Here is a 421-nt window from a genome sequence, read left to right on the forward strand (position 1 = left end):
CAGCTGGACGCCGGGGTGCGGTTTCCGGACTCGCAGGCGGCCATTGCCGCTCGCGCGGCACGGCTGCTCGACCGGCAAGGAGTGCCCGCCGCCGCGGCGGTGGAGAGCATCCGCGAGGATGCGCTGGACGTGGCCGCCGCGAACGAACGCATCCTGGGTCTCTCCAAGGAGCTGCAGGCCTGGAGCTTTCTGCCACGCGGTGCCCGCGCGGCCCGCACCGTGGCGAGGATCTCGATCCGGGAGAACGGCCGTGAGCTGCCTCTCGGCACGGGCTTCCTGGTCTCGCCGCGCCTGCTGCTGACCAATCACCATGTGCTGCCCGACGCGGCGACCGCCCAGCAGTGTGTCGTCGAGTTCGACGCCCAGGTCACCATCGACAACCCCCCCGCCACGTCCGTGCGGCTCGCACTCGATCCGGGCA

The 421-nt window shown here is 71.7% G+C and carries 1 pseudogene; it reads left to right on the forward strand.

What is annotated here, in order from left to right:
- Positions 1-421, forward strand: a pseudogene (locus tag TN53_RS42560) (serine protease); the annotation flags it as partial.

It is taken from the genome of Streptomyces sp. WM6386 (genome assembly GCF_000972385.1).
Lineage (GTDB): Bacteria > Actinomycetota > Actinomycetes > Streptomycetales > Streptomycetaceae > Streptomyces.